Origin of the sequence: Acinetobacter baylyi DSM 14961 = CIP 107474, from assembly GCF_000368685.1 — a bacterium.
In the GTDB taxonomy this organism is placed as follows: domain Bacteria; phylum Pseudomonadota; class Gammaproteobacteria; order Pseudomonadales; family Moraxellaceae; genus Acinetobacter; species Acinetobacter baylyi.
This window is the reverse complement of sequence record NZ_KB849625.1, coordinates 336,734-353,691: the sequence shown is the minus strand read 5'-3', so window position 1 is coordinate 353,691 and position 16,958 is coordinate 336,734. Positions and strand designations below refer to the sequence as shown.

The 16,958-nt window shown below is 39.1% G+C and carries 19 protein-coding genes; 12 read left to right on the top strand and 7 right to left on the bottom strand.

Translation table 11 applies throughout. The features are described 5' to 3' along the window. Positions 1-35: 35 nt before the first annotated feature. A complete protein-coding gene (locus F952_RS03605; RefSeq protein WP_004922330.1) occupies positions 36-1,247 on the top strand; it encodes a multidrug effflux MFS transporter in 1,212 nt (403 codons plus the stop codon). Between the two features lie 60 nt (positions 1,248-1,307). Here the strand turns inward: F952_RS03605 and F952_RS03600 are convergent, their stop codons facing one another. Then, positions 1,308-2,012: a nitroreductase gene (locus F952_RS03600; protein WP_004922327.1), complete on the bottom strand. Its 705-nt coding sequence runs from the start codon at positions 2,010-2,012 to the stop codon at positions 1,308-1,310. Between the two features lie 375 nt (positions 2,013-2,387). On the opposite strand from F952_RS03600, the gene gltS reads away from it, so the two are divergent. From gltS to F952_RS03585, 3 genes are all read left to right on the top strand, one after another. Next, positions 2,388-3,623, top strand: a complete 1,236-nt coding sequence (gene gltS, locus F952_RS03595) for a sodium/glutamate symporter (RefSeq protein ID WP_004922324.1) — start codon at positions 2,388-2,390, stop codon at positions 3,621-3,623. Between the two features lie 138 nt (positions 3,624-3,761). Then, positions 3,762-5,237: an alanine/glycine:cation symporter family protein gene (locus tag F952_RS03590; protein WP_026056884.1), complete on the top strand. Its 1,476-nt coding sequence runs from the start codon at positions 3,762-3,764 to the stop codon at positions 5,235-5,237. 139 nt (positions 5,238-5,376) lie between these two features. Next, positions 5,377-6,327, top strand: a complete 951-nt coding sequence (locus F952_RS03585) for a patatin-like phospholipase family protein (protein WP_004922319.1) — start codon at positions 5,377-5,379, stop codon at positions 6,325-6,327. Positions 6,328-6,364: 37 nt separating this feature from the next. On the opposite strand, the gene F952_RS03580 is transcribed toward F952_RS03585, so the two are convergent. Further along, on the bottom strand, positions 6,365-6,559 hold the full coding sequence (locus F952_RS03580) for a hypothetical protein (protein ID WP_004922317.1): 195 nt from the start codon (positions 6,557-6,559) through the stop codon (positions 6,365-6,367). 142 nt (positions 6,560-6,701) lie between these two features. Beyond that, the gene (locus F952_RS03575) at positions 6,702-7,280 is read right to left on the bottom strand and encodes a DJ-1/PfpI family protein (protein ID WP_004922314.1); all 579 of its coding nucleotides are present in this window, start codon (positions 7,278-7,280) and stop codon (positions 6,702-6,704) included. A gap of 272 nt (positions 7,281-7,552) precedes the next feature. Between F952_RS03575 and sbmA the strand changes: the two genes are divergently transcribed. Then, positions 7,553-8,746 (top strand): peptide antibiotic transporter SbmA, encoded by a 1,194-nt coding sequence (gene sbmA / locus F952_RS03570; RefSeq protein WP_004922310.1) that lies wholly within the window; start codon positions 7,553-7,555, stop codon positions 8,744-8,746. 66 nt (positions 8,747-8,812) lie between these two features. Here sbmA and F952_RS03565 read toward each other — a convergent pair whose 3' ends face one another. The 3 genes from F952_RS03565 to F952_RS03555 all read right to left on the bottom strand — a co-directional run bounded on the left by F952_RS03565 (position 8,813) and on the right by F952_RS03555 (position 10,277). Beyond that, positions 8,813-9,043 (bottom strand): hypothetical protein, encoded by a 231-nt coding sequence (locus tag F952_RS03565; RefSeq protein ID WP_004922308.1) that lies wholly within the window; start codon positions 9,041-9,043, stop codon positions 8,813-8,815. Between the two features lie 143 nt (positions 9,044-9,186). Beyond that, positions 9,187-9,705: a chromate transporter gene (locus F952_RS03560; protein ID WP_026056883.1), complete on the bottom strand. Its 519-nt coding sequence runs from the start codon at positions 9,703-9,705 to the stop codon at positions 9,187-9,189. A 2-nt stretch (positions 9,706-9,707) separates the two neighbouring features. Beyond that, complete coding sequence (locus tag F952_RS03555) at positions 9,708-10,277, bottom strand: chromate transporter (protein WP_004922303.1); 570 nt, start codon at positions 10,275-10,277, stop codon at positions 9,708-9,710. A gap of 100 nt (positions 10,278-10,377) precedes the next feature. On the opposite strand from F952_RS03555, the gene F952_RS03550 reads away from it, so the two are divergent. Then, positions 10,378-11,301, top strand: coding sequence for a LysR family transcriptional regulator (locus F952_RS03550; RefSeq protein ID WP_004922299.1), 924 nt, complete (start codon positions 10,378-10,380; stop codon positions 11,299-11,301). Here F952_RS03550 and F952_RS03545 read toward each other — a convergent pair. After that, positions 11,291-12,046 (bottom strand): DUF4850 domain-containing protein, encoded by a 756-nt coding sequence (locus F952_RS03545; RefSeq protein WP_004922296.1) that lies wholly within the window; start codon positions 12,044-12,046, stop codon positions 11,291-11,293. The genes F952_RS03550 and F952_RS03545 overlap by 11 nt on opposite strands. Positions 12,047-12,177: 131 nt before the next feature. On the opposite strand from F952_RS03545, the gene F952_RS03540 reads away from it, so the two are divergent. The 6 genes from F952_RS03540 (at position 12,178) to F952_RS03515 (ending at position 16,935) form a co-directional block, all read left to right on the top strand. Beyond that, positions 12,178-13,257 carry a DUF1176 domain-containing protein gene (locus tag F952_RS03540; RefSeq protein WP_004922293.1) on the top strand — a complete coding sequence of 360 codons (1,080 nt, stop codon included), beginning with the start codon at positions 12,178-12,180 and terminating at the stop codon, positions 13,255-13,257. Between the two features lie 37 nt (positions 13,258-13,294). Further along, positions 13,295-14,071, top strand: a complete 777-nt coding sequence (locus F952_RS03535; protein WP_004922290.1) for a hypothetical protein — start codon at positions 13,295-13,297, stop codon at positions 14,069-14,071. Positions 14,072-14,277: 206 nt separating this feature from the next. After that, positions 14,278-15,336, top strand: coding sequence for a TauD/TfdA family dioxygenase (locus F952_RS03530; protein WP_004922287.1), 1,059 nt, complete (start codon positions 14,278-14,280; stop codon positions 15,334-15,336). 118 nt (positions 15,337-15,454) lie between these two features. After that, positions 15,455-15,979 carry a hypothetical protein gene (locus F952_RS03525; protein ID WP_004922283.1) on the top strand — a complete coding sequence of 175 codons (525 nt, stop codon included), beginning with the start codon at positions 15,455-15,457 and terminating at the stop codon, positions 15,977-15,979. 113 nt (positions 15,980-16,092) lie between these two features. Continuing rightward, a complete protein-coding gene (locus tag F952_RS03520) occupies positions 16,093-16,677 on the top strand; it encodes a hypothetical protein (protein WP_004922280.1) in 585 nt (194 codons plus the stop codon). Positions 16,678-16,755: 78 nt separating this feature from the next. Continuing rightward, the gene (locus F952_RS03515; RefSeq protein ID WP_004922277.1) at positions 16,756-16,935 is read left to right on the top strand and encodes a hypothetical protein; all 180 of its coding nucleotides are present in this window, start codon (positions 16,756-16,758) and stop codon (positions 16,933-16,935) included. The last annotated feature ends 23 nt before the right edge of the window (positions 16,936-16,958 follow it).

The following is a 16,958-nucleotide window of genomic DNA, read 5'->3' as shown; positions in this document are numbered from 1 at the left end:
TCTGCACGCATAATATTTTAAATTAAAATGTGAACATGTCTGAAAGTAGATTAAATCGTCAATACTCAACTGCATGGATCATGCTCCTTGCACTTTTAACTGCACTCGGTCCATTATCTATCGATATGTATCTGCCTGCCTTGCCACAAATGGCAGAGGATTTTGGTGTAAGTACTGCAATGGTAGCAAATACCTTGCCAGCTTATTTTTTAGGGCTTGCAATTGGTCAATTGGTATACGGCCCGATTAGTGATCGTATTGGTCGTAAAAAGCCTTTATACGTGGGACTAACACTGTATGTGATCGCCAGTGCATCTTGTGTCCTGGCAGATAATGAATGGTCGCTCATCTTTGCACGTATTATTCAGGCATTAGGTGGATGCGTGGGTGTCGTGATTGCAAGAGCAGCGATTCGTGATCGACTCGATGTACAGGGTTCTGCTCAAGCATTTTCAAGTATGATGATTGTAATGGGAATTGCACCTATTGCAGCACCTGCATTAGGAGCGTTTGTACTGGAGTTTTTTCACTGGCAGGCCATTTTCTGGATATTGGCATTGATTGGCTGTATTTCTTTGGTGTGTATTCATTTTTTCTTTATAGAAACTTTGGTTCCCGAGAAGCGTCTTCGACTCAGTCTCAATCAGGTGTTTACACTCTATATTGCGATCTTTAAAGATGCGAGCTTTCGTTTTCCCATGTTTGCGGGTTGTTTGACTGGTGGTGTTTTGTTTAGTTACATCAGTTCTGCTTCTGCGGTATTGATGGATCAATACGGTTTATCTCAGCAGCAATTTGCCTATGCTTTTGGTTTCAATGCACTCGGGATCATTATTTTATCTTCACTGAACAAAAAGCTCGTTTCAAGATTAAGTACATTACAGCGCCTTAAAATTGGTGGATTTATACAATTAACAGGGGCATTGGTTGTTTTAGTCAGCGGTCTGCTGATACACGCGCCTATAGTGATGGTGATGACAGGTTTATTTTTGGCAGTGTCTGGTTTGGGAATGACAGGCCCGAATGCAATGGCGTTGGCGATGTCGCAACAAGGTTCACGTGCAGGAACAGCGAGTGCTATTATGGGCAGCATGCAGTTTGCTTGTGGCTTATTGGCTGGTGTATTACTTAATTTTCTAATTTGGAATGCGCTGTTTAATATGGGATTGATGATGCTGCTATTTTCAGGTGTAGGTGTAATCGCAATTTTTGTTGTCGCACGTCAGCTTAAGCTACAAACCACTTAAGTCTTTAATTGCATACAAAAAGACCTGAATGCACAGGTCTTTTTATTCAGATCGGTCGGTTTAATCTAAAAACTGGGTAAAACTCTCGACGCTTTCACGTGGTGTAATAAAGGTATTTACAATATGATCTGGATCTGCATAACCTAAAGCCACAGTACAGACTAATTCTTCATCTTCTGGTGCATGGAGTACATCGAGGACAATTGGATGAAAATGATTCCATGCAGCTTGGGGGCAGGTGTCTAGTCCGCGGGCTTTGGCAGCAATCATGACATTTTGAATCATCATGGAAATATCCATTTTCGATCCGATACCCATCATTTTATTGACGGTAAAATACAGTCCAACTGGTGCGTCAAATAACTGAAAGTTACGTAGTTGCTGTTGCGCCATTTTTTCCTTTTCGCCCTTTTGAATATTGAGTAATCCATACAGCCCCCATCCATTTTCACGGCGGCGATCAATAAAGGGTGAAATCCATTTTTCAGGATAATAAGCGAATGTTTCCTGATAATGCTCGGCATGGCTTGGATCATTTGTCAGTGCCATCTGGGCTTCACATACCCGACGAATCATGGTGTCGCGTGTTTGACCAGTGACGACATACACTTTCCATGGCTGAGTATTGGTGCCCGATGGTGCACGGCTTGCGACTGCCAAAATATCTTTGATGATTTGAGGTTCAATCGGTGTGGATAAAAAAGCACGAACTGAATGTCGAGACATAATGGCTTGATCGACCAATTGAATTTGCTCAGACTGCATGGGCATTCCTTATCCGTTTTTTGGGTGCAACCACTATAAAGGATTCATCTGCGATTTTTAAACCGATTTTATAAAAATCAAAAATAGACTTTAGTGGATAAATTGCAACTAAAACTGCAAAAGGTGAATGATCTTGTGTAAAAAATCATCAGGATTACAGCAAAAATACGGAGTCTACTGTAATAGTATACTATACTGATTCACTTGTGATTTTTAGCTTTGCTTCAAATCAAACTGTTTGTTCTTATTTGAATTCATCTTTCTGTTTCACTTCTTTTGGGTAATTCTTCTCAAGATTCCGTTTAGTCATCTTTATCATTCACATGTTAGAAGAATGAAAATCGATTAAATGCTTGAGAGTTAAATGGAAAATATATGGAATTTACATTTAATGCCTTCTATACGTTGATTGCAGCGGTCATCGTATTACTTTTAGGGCGATTTTTAGTCAATAAAATTGACTTTCTGAGACGTTATAATATCCCTGAACCTGTTGCTGGTGGTCTCGTCGCAGCAACAGTTTCGTTTGCTGTACACTCGATTTGGGGGTATAGCATTATTTTTAGCAGTGAACTACAAACCAGTTTTATGTTAATTTTCTTTGCCTCGATCGGTTTGAGTGCGCATTTTGCCAAACTCAAAGAAGGTGGGGTGGGATTAATCATATTCTTGATTTGTGTTGCGTCATTTATTGTTGTCCAAGATATTGTCGGAATAAGTCTGGCCACTCTATTAGGTATCGACCCGCTGATCGGTTTGATTGCTGGTTCAATTACACTCACTGGAGGGCATGGCACAGCAGGTGCATGGGGAGAAATCTTAGAAACTCAACATGGCATTCAGGGGGCGCTAGCACTTGGTATGGCGAGTGCAACTTTTGGACTGATTATTGGTGGAATTATTGGGGGACCTTTAGCCAAGCTATTGATTAATCGTCATCAGCTCGCAAATGCCAAAACACGTGCCCAAATTAAAGACCGCGATACGCATGTTGATACGCATCCAGATGATCTGGCACCATTTGAAAATCCACATCAGGTTCGATTAATTACCGCAGATAATGCCATTACTACGTTGGGAATGTTCGCTGCCTGTCTGGCCTTTGCTGACTTCATGACTGGATATAGCAAAGGAACATGGTTCGAGTTACCTACTTTTGTATGGGCACTTGGTGGTGGCGTGATCTTAAGAAATGTTCTGGAAAGTATTTTTCGTGTCGATATTTTTGATCGTGCGATTGATGTTTTTGGAAATGCATCACTTTCACTGTATTTGGCGATGGCTTTATTATCGTTAAAATTGTGGCAATTGGTCGATCTTGCTGGTCCTTTAGTAATTATCCTTGCAGCACAAACCTTAACAATGGCATTATACGCCGCCTTTGTGACGTTTAAGGTCATGGGTAAAAATTACGATGCAGCTGTACTTGCCGCTGGACATTGTGGTTTTGGTATGGGCGCAACGCCTACTGCCGTTGCAAATATGCAAGCAATTACGAATATGTATGGCCCGTCGCATAAAGCATTTTTAATTGTTCCACTGTGTGGTGCATTTTTTGTTGATTTAATTAATGCGACCGTTATTCAAGTTATTCTTAAGTTTTTTGTGTAAGACTAAAAAACTGATTGAAAGATAAACTGATTCGCAATGTCGATAAGTAAAAAAGTCTCTAGTCACAGAGGCTTTTTTATTTGTTAAATAGATTTAGATAGATGCCATAGCAATATGGTAAACACAAGTGTTTCAAATATGAATGAGCAATTAACTGCAACCCTGATGTCTTGGGTCAGCTTTTTTAATGATCCTTTATGGGATTTTCTGGTCATTTTTTTACTTGCAGCAGGTACGTTTTATACCATCGCAACCAAAGCGGTGCAGATTCGTATGTTCTGGCAAAGTATTAGAGTCATGAAAGGAAGCAGAAAAGAAGGAGAAGACGAACATGGAATTACACCATTTCAAGCTTTTGTAACAGGTCTGGCAAGTCGTGTTGGTGTAGGTAATATTGCAGGGGTTGCAATTGCGATTGCACTCGGTGGACCTGGTGCTGTGTTCTGGATGTGGGTGACTGCGTTACTCGGAATGAGTTCGGCATTTACAGAGTCGACATTGGCACAATTGTTTAAGGTAAGAGACAGTGAAACCAAACAGTTCCGCGGTGGACCTGCCTACTATATTACCCAGGGTTTAAAAAGTAAGACATTTGGTTTAGTTTTTGCTCTTTCTTTGATCTTTACTTATGGATTTGTCTTTAATTCTGTACAAATCAATGCGATTGCCAACGCAACCTCTCACTCTTGGGGATGGGACAAGGCCAATATTATTTTGCCAATGGGTGGTCTTAACTTCGAAGTGTCTTGGGTCGGATTAGGTCTGGTGGTCTTGGTTGCTATTGCAATCTTTGGTGGGATTAAGCGTATTGCCAAATTTGCAGAAATGTTTGTACCGATCAAAGCAGGTTTATATCTGGCGGCTGCATTGTATATTGCTGTAATTAACTACGATATTTTACCTGATATATTTAAACTGATCTTTACCGAAGCCTTTGAGTTTAAAGCAGCGGCTGGTGGTTTTTTTGGTGGTATGATTTCCTTGGCCATGATGCAAGGCATCAAGCGTGGTTTGTTTTCCAATGAAGCGGGTATGGGATCTGCACCTAATGCTGCTGCAGCTTCAGATGTAAAGCATCCTGTCGATCAGGGCTTGGTACAAATGCTCGGCGTATTTGTAGACACATTTATTGTATGTACTTCAACCGCACTGATTATTTTAATTTCAGGCGTGTATCATGATGGTGGTACGATTGGTGTTGAAATGACGCAGCGTGCTTTAGAATCTCAATTGGGAAGCTGGGGCGGCGATTTTCTTGCGGTATTGTTATTCTTATTTTGTTACTCTGCGGTACTGGGCAATTATGCCTATGCAGAAGGAAATATGCAGTTCATCAATAACAATCCGAAAGTGATGTTCATTTTCCGTATTTTTGTACTATTGATGGTCTATTTTGGTGCGATTAGTAGTGTACCTTTAGTTTGGTCAATGGCCGACCTGTTTATGGGAATCATGGCAACTATCAACTTGATTGCGATCTTGCTACTTACTCCATTTGTACGTTCTTTACTCAAGGATTATCAGCTACAGTTAAAGAAAGGTATCAAGCAGCCAGAGTTTAAGATTGATCAGCATCCAGAAATGAAGAAAAAAGTTGATTCTGATATCTGGTAATTGAATCTTATTTTAAAGACAGTCCGATATACGGGCTGTTTTTTTATGACAATTTAAATAATTTCGATACAGCTTTTCACACAGCATCAGACTAAACTTTGCAAACACAAAAAGAACAGGTTAAAGGTTTTTTATTGCAATGAAATGTCTGTATCTGATGTTGCTGACTATATGTATGGGACTGGCAGGCTGTCAGCATGTGTCGCCACATCTTCAGCAACCAGCACCACAGCCTATGATGGATGCATATAGTGAACCCGTGCCCGCATCATTTTCAAGTATCAAACAGCAGCGTCCCGTGATTGCGTTGGTGCTTGGCAGTGGGGGTGCGCGTGGTTATGCGCATATTGGGGTCATACAGGTTCTGGAACAAAATGGTATACGTCCAGATTTTATTGTAGGTACCAGTGCAGGCAGTATTGTAGGGTCAATCTACGCGAGTGGTAAAAATGCCTCAGAACTGCGTGATATTGCTTTAAATATGAAAGTGGGCGACGTACGTGAGATTACCCTGGATAAAAAAGGCTTTTTCGATGGGAAAAAAGTTGAAGACTATGTCAACCAGCAAGTCAATGATACGCCACTTGAAAAAATGAAGATCCCAATGTACGTTGTAGCAACCGAACTCAAAAATGGTACAGAAACTATATTTAATAAAGGCAATACAGGGCAAGCGGTTCGGGCTTCTATTTCAATACCGAGTATGTTTGTACCGACCAAAATTCAGGATAAAGAATATGTGGATGGAGGGTTAGTGAGCCCCGTTCCTGTTGAAGTCGCCAAAAAATTGGGTGCAGATATTATTATTGCCGTGGATATACTTGCCCAGCCTGTACATACCGAAACCACCAATATGTGGGGGCTATTTAACCAAAATATTAATATTATGCAAAACAGACTGGCACATGAAGAATTAAAGCATGCAGATATTGTGATTCAGCCAGAATTATATGAAAAAGCCCATATATTTGATGTCAAAGAGCGTGAAGCGACTATGCAGGCAGGTGCGCGGGCAGCCGAGAAAAAACTTAATGATATTCAGACAGCACTTGAATTACGTCAGACCGAACTGCAAGCACAACAGCGATAAAGAGTTATAGTAATGATGTAGAGTAATTAGAGGAAAATCAAAAACGTTTCCATATTTGATTTTCCTGATTTAGTGCCAAAGTAAAAGAAAATCCCGAATCATCTTGTACTAAATACTTTTCTGCAATGCGCATGACGACTCGCAAAACTGTACCACTTTCAAATACCTTGGGTTCACGATTTTCTTTATAAAGAAAAACATGTTCAATCAGTTCAATCGCTTTGGTATCCATGATTGATCTCTAAACGTGAAAATTTGATGAGATTACATATTATCATGTTTATTTGATTTGTACGATTAATAACCGATTACTAGCGGATCAATAAAAGCAGTCTAAATTTGAGTTTAGCTGCTTAAATTGATTGATGATCTTTTTATAGCGAGATTTTTGCGCCGAGTACCTGAACAAACTGTGACAACCATGCAGGATGAGCAGGCCACGCTGGGGCTGTAACAAGATGGCCGTCTGTTACTGCCTCTGTAACGGCAATATCTGCATAGTTACCACCAGCTAGTTTGACCTCAGCCGCACAAGCAGGATAGGCAGAACAGGTTTTGCCTTTCAAAATATTTGCTGCAGCAAGTAGTTGAGCGCCGTGACATACTGAAGCAATAGCTTTTTTCTTTTGGTCAAAGGCTTGAACAATTTCAATCACGCGGTTATTCATGCGTAAATATTCGGGTGCTCGACCACCTGGTATGACTAATCCAATATAGTCATCTGGATTGACCTGATCAAAACTGTAATTGATCGCAAAATTATGTCCACGTTTTTCACTGTAGGTTTGCTCACCTTCAAAATCGTGAATGGCGGTTGCGATGTGATCTCCCTGATTTTTGTCAGGACAAACAGCATGAACTGTATAACCGAGTCCAGTTAAAAATTGGAAGGGAACCATTGTTTCATAATCTTCGGCATAATCGCCAACCAACATAAGAATCTGTTTTGTCATGGTGAGTTCCTCTTATGATTTATATGTATATTTTCATCAACAGAACATATGCAAAAGCGATGTCCAGAATGACATTGGCAGACTTTGATCTAAAATAAAAGTAGAGATTTTAAGCCTCTCGGCTTGCACTTGTTACAAAAAATGATTAAAAGTGCTGAAATGTCGATTAAATCACAACGAGATAATTAATCTGGTTAGGTAAAATTTAAGCTTACTCTTTTAAATTCGATTTTTAATACGACCTGTCTGCATTCAAGGAATTTCACGACACAATGTTTAAATCTTTTTTTCCTCAACCAAAATGGTTCTTTTTGTCACTGATATTCTGGTTTGGCCTAAATTTAATCCTGTGGTATTCGGGAGGAAAACAGTGGGGCGAGTTTCTTGGATTTCCTGCGGGTTACGCAAATGCTGAATTACCTATTGGCGTAAGCAGATTTTGGGCGCCTGCTTTTTTATGGTTTTATCTCTGGTTTTTTGTAGCAACGGCTTTATTTGCAATATTTTGGAAAATATTTTCAAATAATTCATGGCAGCGTTGGTCGGTATGGGGTACTGCATTTATTTTATTTAATATCTGGTTTGGTGTGCAGACGAGTGTTTTGGTTAATGCTTGGTATGTTCCATTTTGGGATTTAATTCAAAATATGCTGACCAATGGTGGGGGAAATATCATAGATTTGTACAAAGAAACGTTGGTTTTTCTTTATATTGCCATGGTGGGTGTGACGTTAGCTGTAATTAATTCTTATTTTACCAGTCATTATGTGTTTCGCTGGCGTACAGCAATGAATGACTATTACACGGCACATTGGGACCAACTCCGACACATTGAAGGTGCTTCGCAGCGTGTACAGGAAGATACTATGCGTTTTGCTACAATCATGGAAGATCTGGGTGTTGAGCTTGTTAAAGCAATGATGACCCTGATTGCATTTTTACCATTATTGTTTCAACTCTCAAAATACGTTCCAGTGGTTCCGATAGTTGGTGAACTGGATCATTCGCTGGTCTGGGCAGCCATTGTTTGGTCATTGTTTGGAACGGTGCTGTTGATGGTGGTGGGAATCAAGTTGCCTGGGTTACAATTCAATAATCAAAAAGTGGAAGCGGCGTATCGTAAAGAGCTGGTTTATGGTGAAGATCATGCTGACCGTGCTCAACCAGCAACGTTAAAAGAATTATTTAGTCGGGTTCGTACAAACTATTTTAGGCTTTACTTTCACTATGCCTATTTTAATCTTACTGCGACTTGGTATGGTCAGTTAGATATTCTCTACAATCTGGTTGTGTTATTTCCATCCATTGCCGCTGGGAAACTAACTTTGGGGTTAATCCAGCAGATAGGTGGCGTGTTTGGTAAAGTACGAGATTCTTTTCAGTATTTGATCAATTCATGGAAAACAATCATCGAATTACTTTCGATTCGTAAACGTTTAAAAGCCTTTGAATCTATTTTGAAATAGTCAATTTCGATTTAAAATGACTCTTAGATCGAACTGAGAGTCATTTTATGCATTTTTTAATCAGTGTTATTCGCCACCGCCAGGACCATATCCACCGCGACCTCCGCCAGGACCATGTCCACCACGATCACCGCCTGAATTATATCCACCACGACCACCACCATCTGAACCATGTCCACCGTCGCCACCACCATGATGTGGTCCTCCCCACCAAAATGGATCAAGCAACATACATCCAGATGTACTAAGCGTGGATATAACCAGAATACTCGCAAAGAGTGCCTTTACTTTACGCATAACCGTACCTTTAATTTTATAGATATTTATGATGCAATATGAGTAGTGGTTTTTTTAAGTATAAAGTTCTGTTATTTTGTGATGATAAATCCATAATATATTCATAAATGATCAGTAAAAATATTTTTGGGGATTAGAAATACTTATAACTGAAGCATCGTGCCTAAACTGGCACCAAATATCATGATCCATAAAGGATGTATTTTTTTAAACATCCCCATAATTGCTGTGATGATGACAATCATGACCAAGAAAATATTTTGAGCCGATGCATCTGCAATCATCCATGCACTCACCAACACTAGACCCACAGTAATCGGTTTTAAAGCATATTCAAAACGTGCTCTAAGAGAATGATCTTTAAAACGCTGCCAGAATTTAAGTGCATAAACCGTAATAATGGATGAGGGTAAAAATTTTGCCAGTGAAGTAACCAATAAACCTGCTGGCCCAGCCACATGCCATCCAACTAAAGGTACAATCATCATGTTAGGGCCGGGTGCAGCCTGTGCCATTGCAAAGAGTGAGCTAAATTGTTCGGCAGTCATCCAGTGATGTACAGTCACGACTTGATATTGCATTTCGGGCAAGATTGCATTGCCCCCTCCAAATGCCAAAACAGAGAGATGGGTAAATACGAGTGTCAAATTGAGTAGTATCAGCATCATGATTTTTTTACTCCCAAAATAACAAGGTTAATGATCATAAGAATAGCCAGTGTCAAAGCCAGCGGTAATTTGATGACCAACATAAATATAAACGTGAGAATGATAGTAAATAAGGTCAGGTAACTTTTAAAAATAGGCCTTAACATTTTAAGACCCGTAGCAAATAACAAACCTGCCGCAGCCGCCGCTAATCCTTGAATAAGGTGCTTCACTGTTGGTAAATACTGGAAGTGGGCATATATCTGATAAATCATGAGTACAATGAGTGTGGGTGCACAAATTAAGCCAAGCACAGAACTGATCGCGCCTTTTACCCCTTGAAACTGCATACCAATGGCAACAGACATATTGATAATGTTTCCACCTGGAAGCAACTGGCAGATGCCAAGTAGGTTGGTAAACTCACTTTCACTGAGCCATTTTTGTTCATCGACAATCATGCGATGTGCCAGTGGTAAAACGCCACCAAATCCCATGAGTCCGAGTTTCATAAATCCAGTAAATAAAGCCTTACAATCTGGTGTAGTGGTTGTCTCACTCACGATTGGCATGGCATGTACCTTCATTAATTACCTCATCTTCAAACGATATATGCATAGCATGAGCCGATCATGGTATATTTACAAATGCTATTTTTGGCAATAAACATACTAAAAAAGTATCGTTATGATTGATATTCACAAATTGAATGCGTTTGTTGCAGTGGTTGAGGAAAGCAACATTTCCAGAGCTGCAAATCGTTTGCATATGCAACAGCCACCTTTGACACGTTTAATCCAGAGTCTTGAGCAAGACCTGAATACGACCTTGCTCAAACGTTTGCCACGTGGTGTTGAGGTGACAGAGGCTGGTAAAGTGCTTTATCAGGAAGCTGTAACCATCTTGGCTCATGCCAGTTCTATCCCACAAAGAGTACAAAATATTGCGCAAGGCAAAGAAGGCCAGATTAATATTGGATTCACTCACTCTATTGGTTTACATCCTTTTTTACCGACATTACTGCGTCACTTTAGAGAAAAATTTCCAGCAGTTTCGATTCATCTTGAAGAAGACAGCAGCAGTGCTTTAACGGATGCGGTGATTAATGAAAAACTCGATATCGTATTTCTACGCAAGCCAGCACCCAAGCATACTGCCGTGCAAACCATGCATGTGCTCAATGAGACTTTAATTGTTGCGCTACCAAGTAATCATCCTTTAGCAATGCAACAGGGCGCAATTCATTTACCCGATTTAGAACCTTATGAGTTTGTACTTTATCGCCGTTTAGCGGGACAAGACTTATTTGATAATATTCTGGCAAATTGCTATCAGGCGGGCTTTAGTCCTAACATTGTACAAGAAGCACCCCGATTAACGTCGAGTCTAAATTTAATTGCAGCGGGAATTGGGCTTTCAATTGTTCCCGCGTCTATCCAAGACTTTTGGAATAAACAAATTATTTACCGTCCTTTGGAAGCAAAGAAACCTTGCATTGCACCGATTTATGCAATTTATAGCGCCAAAGATAATAATATCCGTGTGGCGCATTTTTTAAATCTATTGAAAGCCAGCCAATCATCTGGAAATGTATTTCATATTAATGAGTAAACTGGTAGAAATTTAAAATTGGGCCAACCAAATGTTGTTGTGATTTATCTAACGTGACTTTGATTTCTCGGAAGTTAAAGTCACCATCATCATGATATTTTGCGACGCCATGCGTTTTGTTATTCAGCTTCGGAATCTGATAACTAAAGAAAGCGGTGTGTTTGGATGGATGTACCACATTCATCAATTTTTGTGAGTCTTGATAACCCCCAAATTCATTTTCTATACTTTCTTTTAATAATTCTGGAAAATACAGGCTGGCATAGGGCAAACCACAACCCACGCATAGTGAAGAATCATAAAGCTGAATAGCCTGCTTTTGATCTGGACTTATGATTAACGCATAACCAGTCCCATTGGCACCTGCATCTGCTTGTATGTCTTGCCATGTTCGAGGTACAAGAACCACACCAATTTCAGGAATTGCAATCAGTTTTAAGTTTTTGGCCTGTTCCGCAGGAAGTTTAAAATTAAACTGGCAGTTTTTCGGATTACAGTATTTAAAATTCTTGAGTAATCCATCATCGACAGGATTCAGCGCTGTAATTCCATAAAGTGGCACCTGAACATGATCTTTAAATGAGACTTTTCCAAGTGGGTAAATCTGATTATTTTGTTTACGCTGCTTGATCGTGCTTGAAAATTGAGGAAAAGATGGCTTAAACGTAGATACTTCAGCATGTGTCAACGGAAGCCAAAGTATCGAACCTAAAGATAGGATAGTTTTGATGATCAATTTTATCATTATAAGGAGCGATCCCAATAAAATAGCTGTTTTAAAGCTAGCATATTTTTAATACAAGCGTGTATGACTGTTCCACTCAAAAAGGTTTTAGAATAATAAATAGATTCATAATAAATTGATGAGAATTCCAAATGATTCATCTAAAAAAAATAGTGTCAGGTTGTGGCCTTATGGCAATCAGTTGCTTTGCATTCGCTCAAGAGATTAAAGGTCTTTCTTTTTATCATCAGGACTGGGAAGTGTATTGTAGCAACACAGGAACTTGTCGGGCTGCAGGTTATCAAAGTGACGATGGTAGTCAACAACCTGCATCGATCTTACTCACTCGTGAGGCAGGTTCAAAACAGCCAGTACAAGCAGAGTTTGCATTGGCAGGGGACGATCAGGAAACATTCGCAGCTAATAAGATTAAAAATATCCGTTTTTATGTCAATGGCAAAGATCTAGGGACAGTGAGCGTAAAGGGCGTAGACTCTCCATTAATGGGTAAGCTCTCTACAGCTCAGGTCAATGGATTACTGCAACAAGCGACACAAAAAGTCGATATTGTTTTTAAAAATAATCATTATGTATGGAAAATTTCAGATTCTGGCATGACTGCGGCATTGCTTAAAGTTGATGATTTTCAAAAGCGTATTGGTACTGTAGGCGCATTGGTGAAAAAGGGTAAATCTGATGACTCCAAAGTATTGATGCCTCAGCCAAAATTGGTAATCAAAAAAGTCAAAACAGCCGATCAGCCTTATTTGACACTTAATCCTAAAAATAAACAATATGCTTCACTGTATAAGTTGTTGATGGCTGCCCAGCCTACACCCAAAGAAGATGGATTTTGTGAAGGAGTGTATGACTTTGATAGCGATGCCATCACAGCGCAGTCGATTGAACTATATAAATTGACCAATAATAAAGTACTGGCTACAACACTATGCTGGCGCGGTGCATATAATGAAGGTTATGGCGCTTGGGTGCTCAATCAATCGCTAACAGGCCCGGCTACTTATATAACGCAGTCTGCTTCAGACATCGCATCTGGCATAATTAGTAGTGCACAAAAAGGTCGAGGAATTGGAGATTGCTGGATGAGTCAATCTTGGATCTGGAACGGCCAAAAATATGTACAAAATCAAGATATGTGGACAGGCATGTGTAAAGGCCTGGCCGCTGGTGGTGTATGGGAACTGGATCAGATTGAAGCAGTGGTTAAATGATCATGTTGTGAGTATAAAAATAGCCAAAGGAAACACAATGTTTAAGCATAAGATTGGTTTGGGTGGAATAATTTTAATGGCTGCATTCGCCTGCTTTGGTGCATCTGTTTTTGCTGCACCTTTACACATTCTCGATTTCAAAACTGGACAACTTAACCAGACGACTCAAGATCAACTCTGTAAACAATTCAAAGATCTATGCAAAAAAGGTGTGCAATGGAGAAGCCTAAAAACTTCAGACCAGAATTTGTGGGTGTTATCAAGTCGTAATGATATTGCACAATTTAAGCCGACAGCAATGGGTTATAAATTGATTCGACAGTGGAATATCGTGACAGTTGCTAGCGATGACGCTGATCACAGGGAATATGTATTTCCCAAACTTTTTCCGCTCACTCAACAGCGTTATGCGATTGCAATCATCGATCAGTTTTCAGAAATGTATTCGGGTGGTGGAGCAAATATAGAACAAGCCAGTTTTTATGAGCTAAAGGATTTAGGTCAGATACATCGATTTATTGAAAATTATCCATTTAGTTTTAGTCGTATGGTTCGAGCGTGTTTTTCTGAGCAAGACTATAAGCGCGCTAAAGATCAGTGTCACGATGAGGATGGCCTTAGTCTGGATATTCATCCGATCAAACCGATGTTGTGGCAATTTCGTTATCGCTATCGCTATCGTTTAGATGTATCACCAGCATCCGATTCGGGTGAAAAATCTTATAAAGGCAGTCGCGACTTAAATATTGATTTGAATCAAGTACCAAAGCAGCCCAATATTCCTGAAGCATGGAATTATACAGGTCAGGGTTAAGCGTTATATCTACTCATAAACCCAGCACAATTTTATCAATCTGGTACTGAGAGCATCAATAGGATCAACCGTTTATCATCTAAACCAAAATATATTTGAACAAGACTATAGTTTTAGACCAATTATTGATATTTGTAATCAATGGACCATGATGAGCTGTTTAGCTGATTGAGACTGGAATAAATTTTTTTTATTTGAGGAATGACATGGAATTACTTTTAGAGCCACTTTGCTCTTTTGCTAAGCTTTATCAAGCTAAAAATGATAATAACCAATTTTCTGATCTAAAAACATTATTTGAGTCTTTTCGCGTGGAAATTTTTGATCAACTACACCAGACAGGAATTTTGGTTTTTAGAGGATTTCAAATTCATAATATTCAACAATTTGAAATATTAGTTCAGCAATCATTACAATTAAAAGCATGGAATGCATTCAATCCGAATTTACCTGGATGGTTAGCCTCCTTGATGCGTAAGTATAGTGAAAATTTATTGGGTGCAGGGGATTATCGACGTTATCTGGGTAAAAATACAGTACAACTTGGTCCTGTAGACAATTCTGTACAAGGCCCTCATGTTGAAGGTGGAATTCAATCAACTCGTTGCCATTACTTATCGCTTTACTGTCAGGAACCATCGGAATATCTTGCAGAAACAGGATTTAACGATTTACAGCAAATCTGGCAAAATTTTGATAGGGACACGCAAAATTATTATCAGACTGCGTGGAATTATTTTTATTATGTTTCTAGTCGGCCTATCAATCTAATAGATAAATTACTTTTAAAGAACAGTCCTTTTCAAGTGGAGCAGCAGTCCGATAAAACTGCAAAACTGATTCTAGAAAAAAGCCCGTTAGTTATTTATCATCCAGAAACTAAGAAACCTTGTTTACAACCCTGGGCATTTGCTAAAAATACGAATTCTTATGCACATCAGGCAGCAATTCATCAATTCGAGGGGCGCGGAGAAATAGTAGGTGATGCCACTGCAAATGGTATGAATCTTTCATGGGAAATGCGTACCTCTGATGGAGAAAATTTAAACTGGTCCGATTCAGATAAATCAAGTTTTTTCAATAATTTATATAAAGATGCATTTTTACTGAACTGGGAAAAGGGAGATATTGCACTGGTTGATAATATTAAAATTGCCCATTGGCGTATGAATGGTCAGCAAGGTAAACGTCAACTGATCCAGATTCAAGCCAATGTTTTCAATGCAGAAGAATGTCTTAACGCTGAAACATCAGCTTCGTTATAGTACTACTATGCTCTGAAGTTGGAGTGATGATCGGGATGAATACTGTTTACAGCCAAGTTACAGATCGAATGAATCTAAATATGCTAAAAGTAGGCAATTGTAGATTGGAGTAAAACTTATGTTGCAGCATCGTGATTCATTATTGGGGCAGAAACGTTCTACCATTGCGTGTGCCTTTACACTTATAGCGGCCATGTTTGGAGCAACTCAAATGGCAAATGCTGGCCCTGCGGTGGATCAGTTGAGTGATTGCTTGGTGAAATCGACCACAGCAGCCGATAAAACGACGGTGTTGCAATGGACTTATGCGGCGTTGTCTGTGCATCCCGATTTAAAAGCATTTAGTAATGTGAGCGCTGAACAAAAAGATCAGCTTGACCAAAAGCTTGCACAAGTTTTGCAACGCATTATTATCGATCAATGTTCGGCACAGACTAAAAATGTGATTCAAACCGAAGGCTTGCAGGCAGTGGGGCAAAGTTTTCAGCAATTGGGACAAAATGCAGGTGAAGAGATTGTAAAAGATCCGGCAGTGAAACAGCAGTTACAAGGAACACTACGTTATATTGATTTAAACAAAGTGGCGATGACGTTTTTGACGCCGGGGGTATTGGGTAAGTTGGGTGTGCTAGGAGGGCAGTAATGATTCTTTTGATGCTGGCCTTTATCAAACAATCAAAATAACAGCTAAGATACCTTGTATAAGTAATGTTGTTTGTTAGAATTTTCACTAATTTTAGTTTTCTTTTATAACGCATGAAAAAAATATTGCTAACTTTTGTAATTACAATGCTTGCTGGTTGTACGGCTAGCGTTGTGAACCAATCAAAAAAATTAATTGGCCATAAATTATATCAAGATTCAGTTGATAGTTTAGCTAGTAATATTCGTATAGAGCAAGGCCGAAATTTTAGTGTAAGACTATATCCGAATGGATGTATAACCTCAATGCAACCCAAGTTTTTAATGTCACCAGAAGTTGAAAGTATCGGCGTATTAGGTGGAGAGGTTCGGTATAAATCTAAGTTGTTAAATATGCCTTTTCCACCTAAAAAGATTCAATTTGCAGAATTTAAAATACCAGCAGAACGTTTTATTGCTTTAAGTGCATATAAAAGTTATCACACTGGTACAGAGTTACGTGGTTGTAGTGTAGAGGCAGTTTATAAGTTTGGATCAAACAAAAATTATGAGCTGCTTGATCATAAAGGTGGTAATGAATGTTCTTTAGAAGTTCAAGAAGTTTTATCTACAGGTGAAAGAGTTGAGCTAAAACCATTGAAATATCTGCGTAATATTAATGAATGGGCTGGGTGTGAGGCTCAATTACAAGGACTTTAAGTTTGGATATATTTATTAAAAGAAGATAATACTCTTTTTTTAAAATAAGTTATTAAGCATGTCGATTGTAAAATTGCTATGGGCAATACTATTAGTGATGAAGCAGCACAATTTTATTCATCTTTAAGCTTTGGTTTATCTGTTAAAAAATCATTTGACCAAGCACAAGCAGCCCAACTTCTAAAAGGTATTTATGAGGTTGATACGCCACGACTTTATGTTAAAAATGTTTTAGTCGAAGAAGAGAGTTTTTATTAACCTCTGAATAAGAAAACCCGCTC

Bases quoted from the DNA above. Each gene is read 5' to 3' on its own strand.
- F952_RS03605 (WP_004922330.1), top strand. From the start codon at position 36: ATGTCTGAAAGTAGATTAAATCGTCAATACTCAACTGCATGGATCATG.
- F952_RS03600 (WP_004922327.1), bottom strand. From the start codon at position 2,012: ATGCAGTCTGAGCAAATTCAATTGGTCGATCAAGCCATTATGTCTCGA.
- gltS (WP_004922324.1), top strand. From the start codon at position 2,388: ATGGAATTTACATTTAATGCCTTCTATACGTTGATTGCAGCGGTCATC.
- F952_RS03590 (WP_026056884.1), top strand. From the start codon at position 3,762: ATGAATGAGCAATTAACTGCAACCCTGATGTCTTGGGTCAGCTTTTTT.
- F952_RS03585 (WP_004922319.1), top strand. From the start codon at position 5,377: ATGAAATGTCTGTATCTGATGTTGCTGACTATATGTATGGGACTGGCA.
- F952_RS03580 (WP_004922317.1), bottom strand. From the start codon at position 6,559: ATGGATACCAAAGCGATTGAACTGATTGAACATGTTTTTCTTTATAAA.
- F952_RS03575 (WP_004922314.1), bottom strand. From the start codon at position 7,280: ATGACAAAACAGATTCTTATGTTGGTTGGCGATTATGCCGAAGATTAT.
- sbmA (WP_004922310.1), top strand. From the start codon at position 7,553: ATGTTTAAATCTTTTTTTCCTCAACCAAAATGGTTCTTTTTGTCACTG.
- F952_RS03565 (WP_004922308.1), bottom strand. From the start codon at position 9,043: ATGCGTAAAGTAAAGGCACTCTTTGCGAGTATTCTGGTTATATCCACG.
- F952_RS03555 (WP_004922303.1), bottom strand. From the start codon at position 10,277: ATGAAGGTACATGCCATGCCAATCGTGAGTGAGACAACCACTACACCA.
- F952_RS03550 (WP_004922299.1), top strand. From the start codon at position 10,378: ATGATTGATATTCACAAATTGAATGCGTTTGTTGCAGTGGTTGAGGAA.
- F952_RS03545 (WP_004922296.1), bottom strand. From the start codon at position 12,046: ATGATAAAATTGATCATCAAAACTATCCTATCTTTAGGTTCGATACTT.
- F952_RS03540 (WP_004922293.1), top strand. From the start codon at position 12,178: ATGATTCATCTAAAAAAAATAGTGTCAGGTTGTGGCCTTATGGCAATC.
- F952_RS03535 (WP_004922290.1), top strand. From the start codon at position 13,295: ATGTTTAAGCATAAGATTGGTTTGGGTGGAATAATTTTAATGGCTGCA.
- F952_RS03530 (WP_004922287.1), top strand. From the start codon at position 14,278: ATGGAATTACTTTTAGAGCCACTTTGCTCTTTTGCTAAGCTTTATCAA.
- F952_RS03525 (WP_004922283.1), top strand. From the start codon at position 15,455: ATGTTGCAGCATCGTGATTCATTATTGGGGCAGAAACGTTCTACCATT.
- F952_RS03520 (WP_004922280.1), top strand. From the start codon at position 16,093: ATGAAAAAAATATTGCTAACTTTTGTAATTACAATGCTTGCTGGTTGT.
- F952_RS03515 (WP_004922277.1), top strand. From the start codon at position 16,756: ATGGGCAATACTATTAGTGATGAAGCAGCACAATTTTATTCATCTTTA.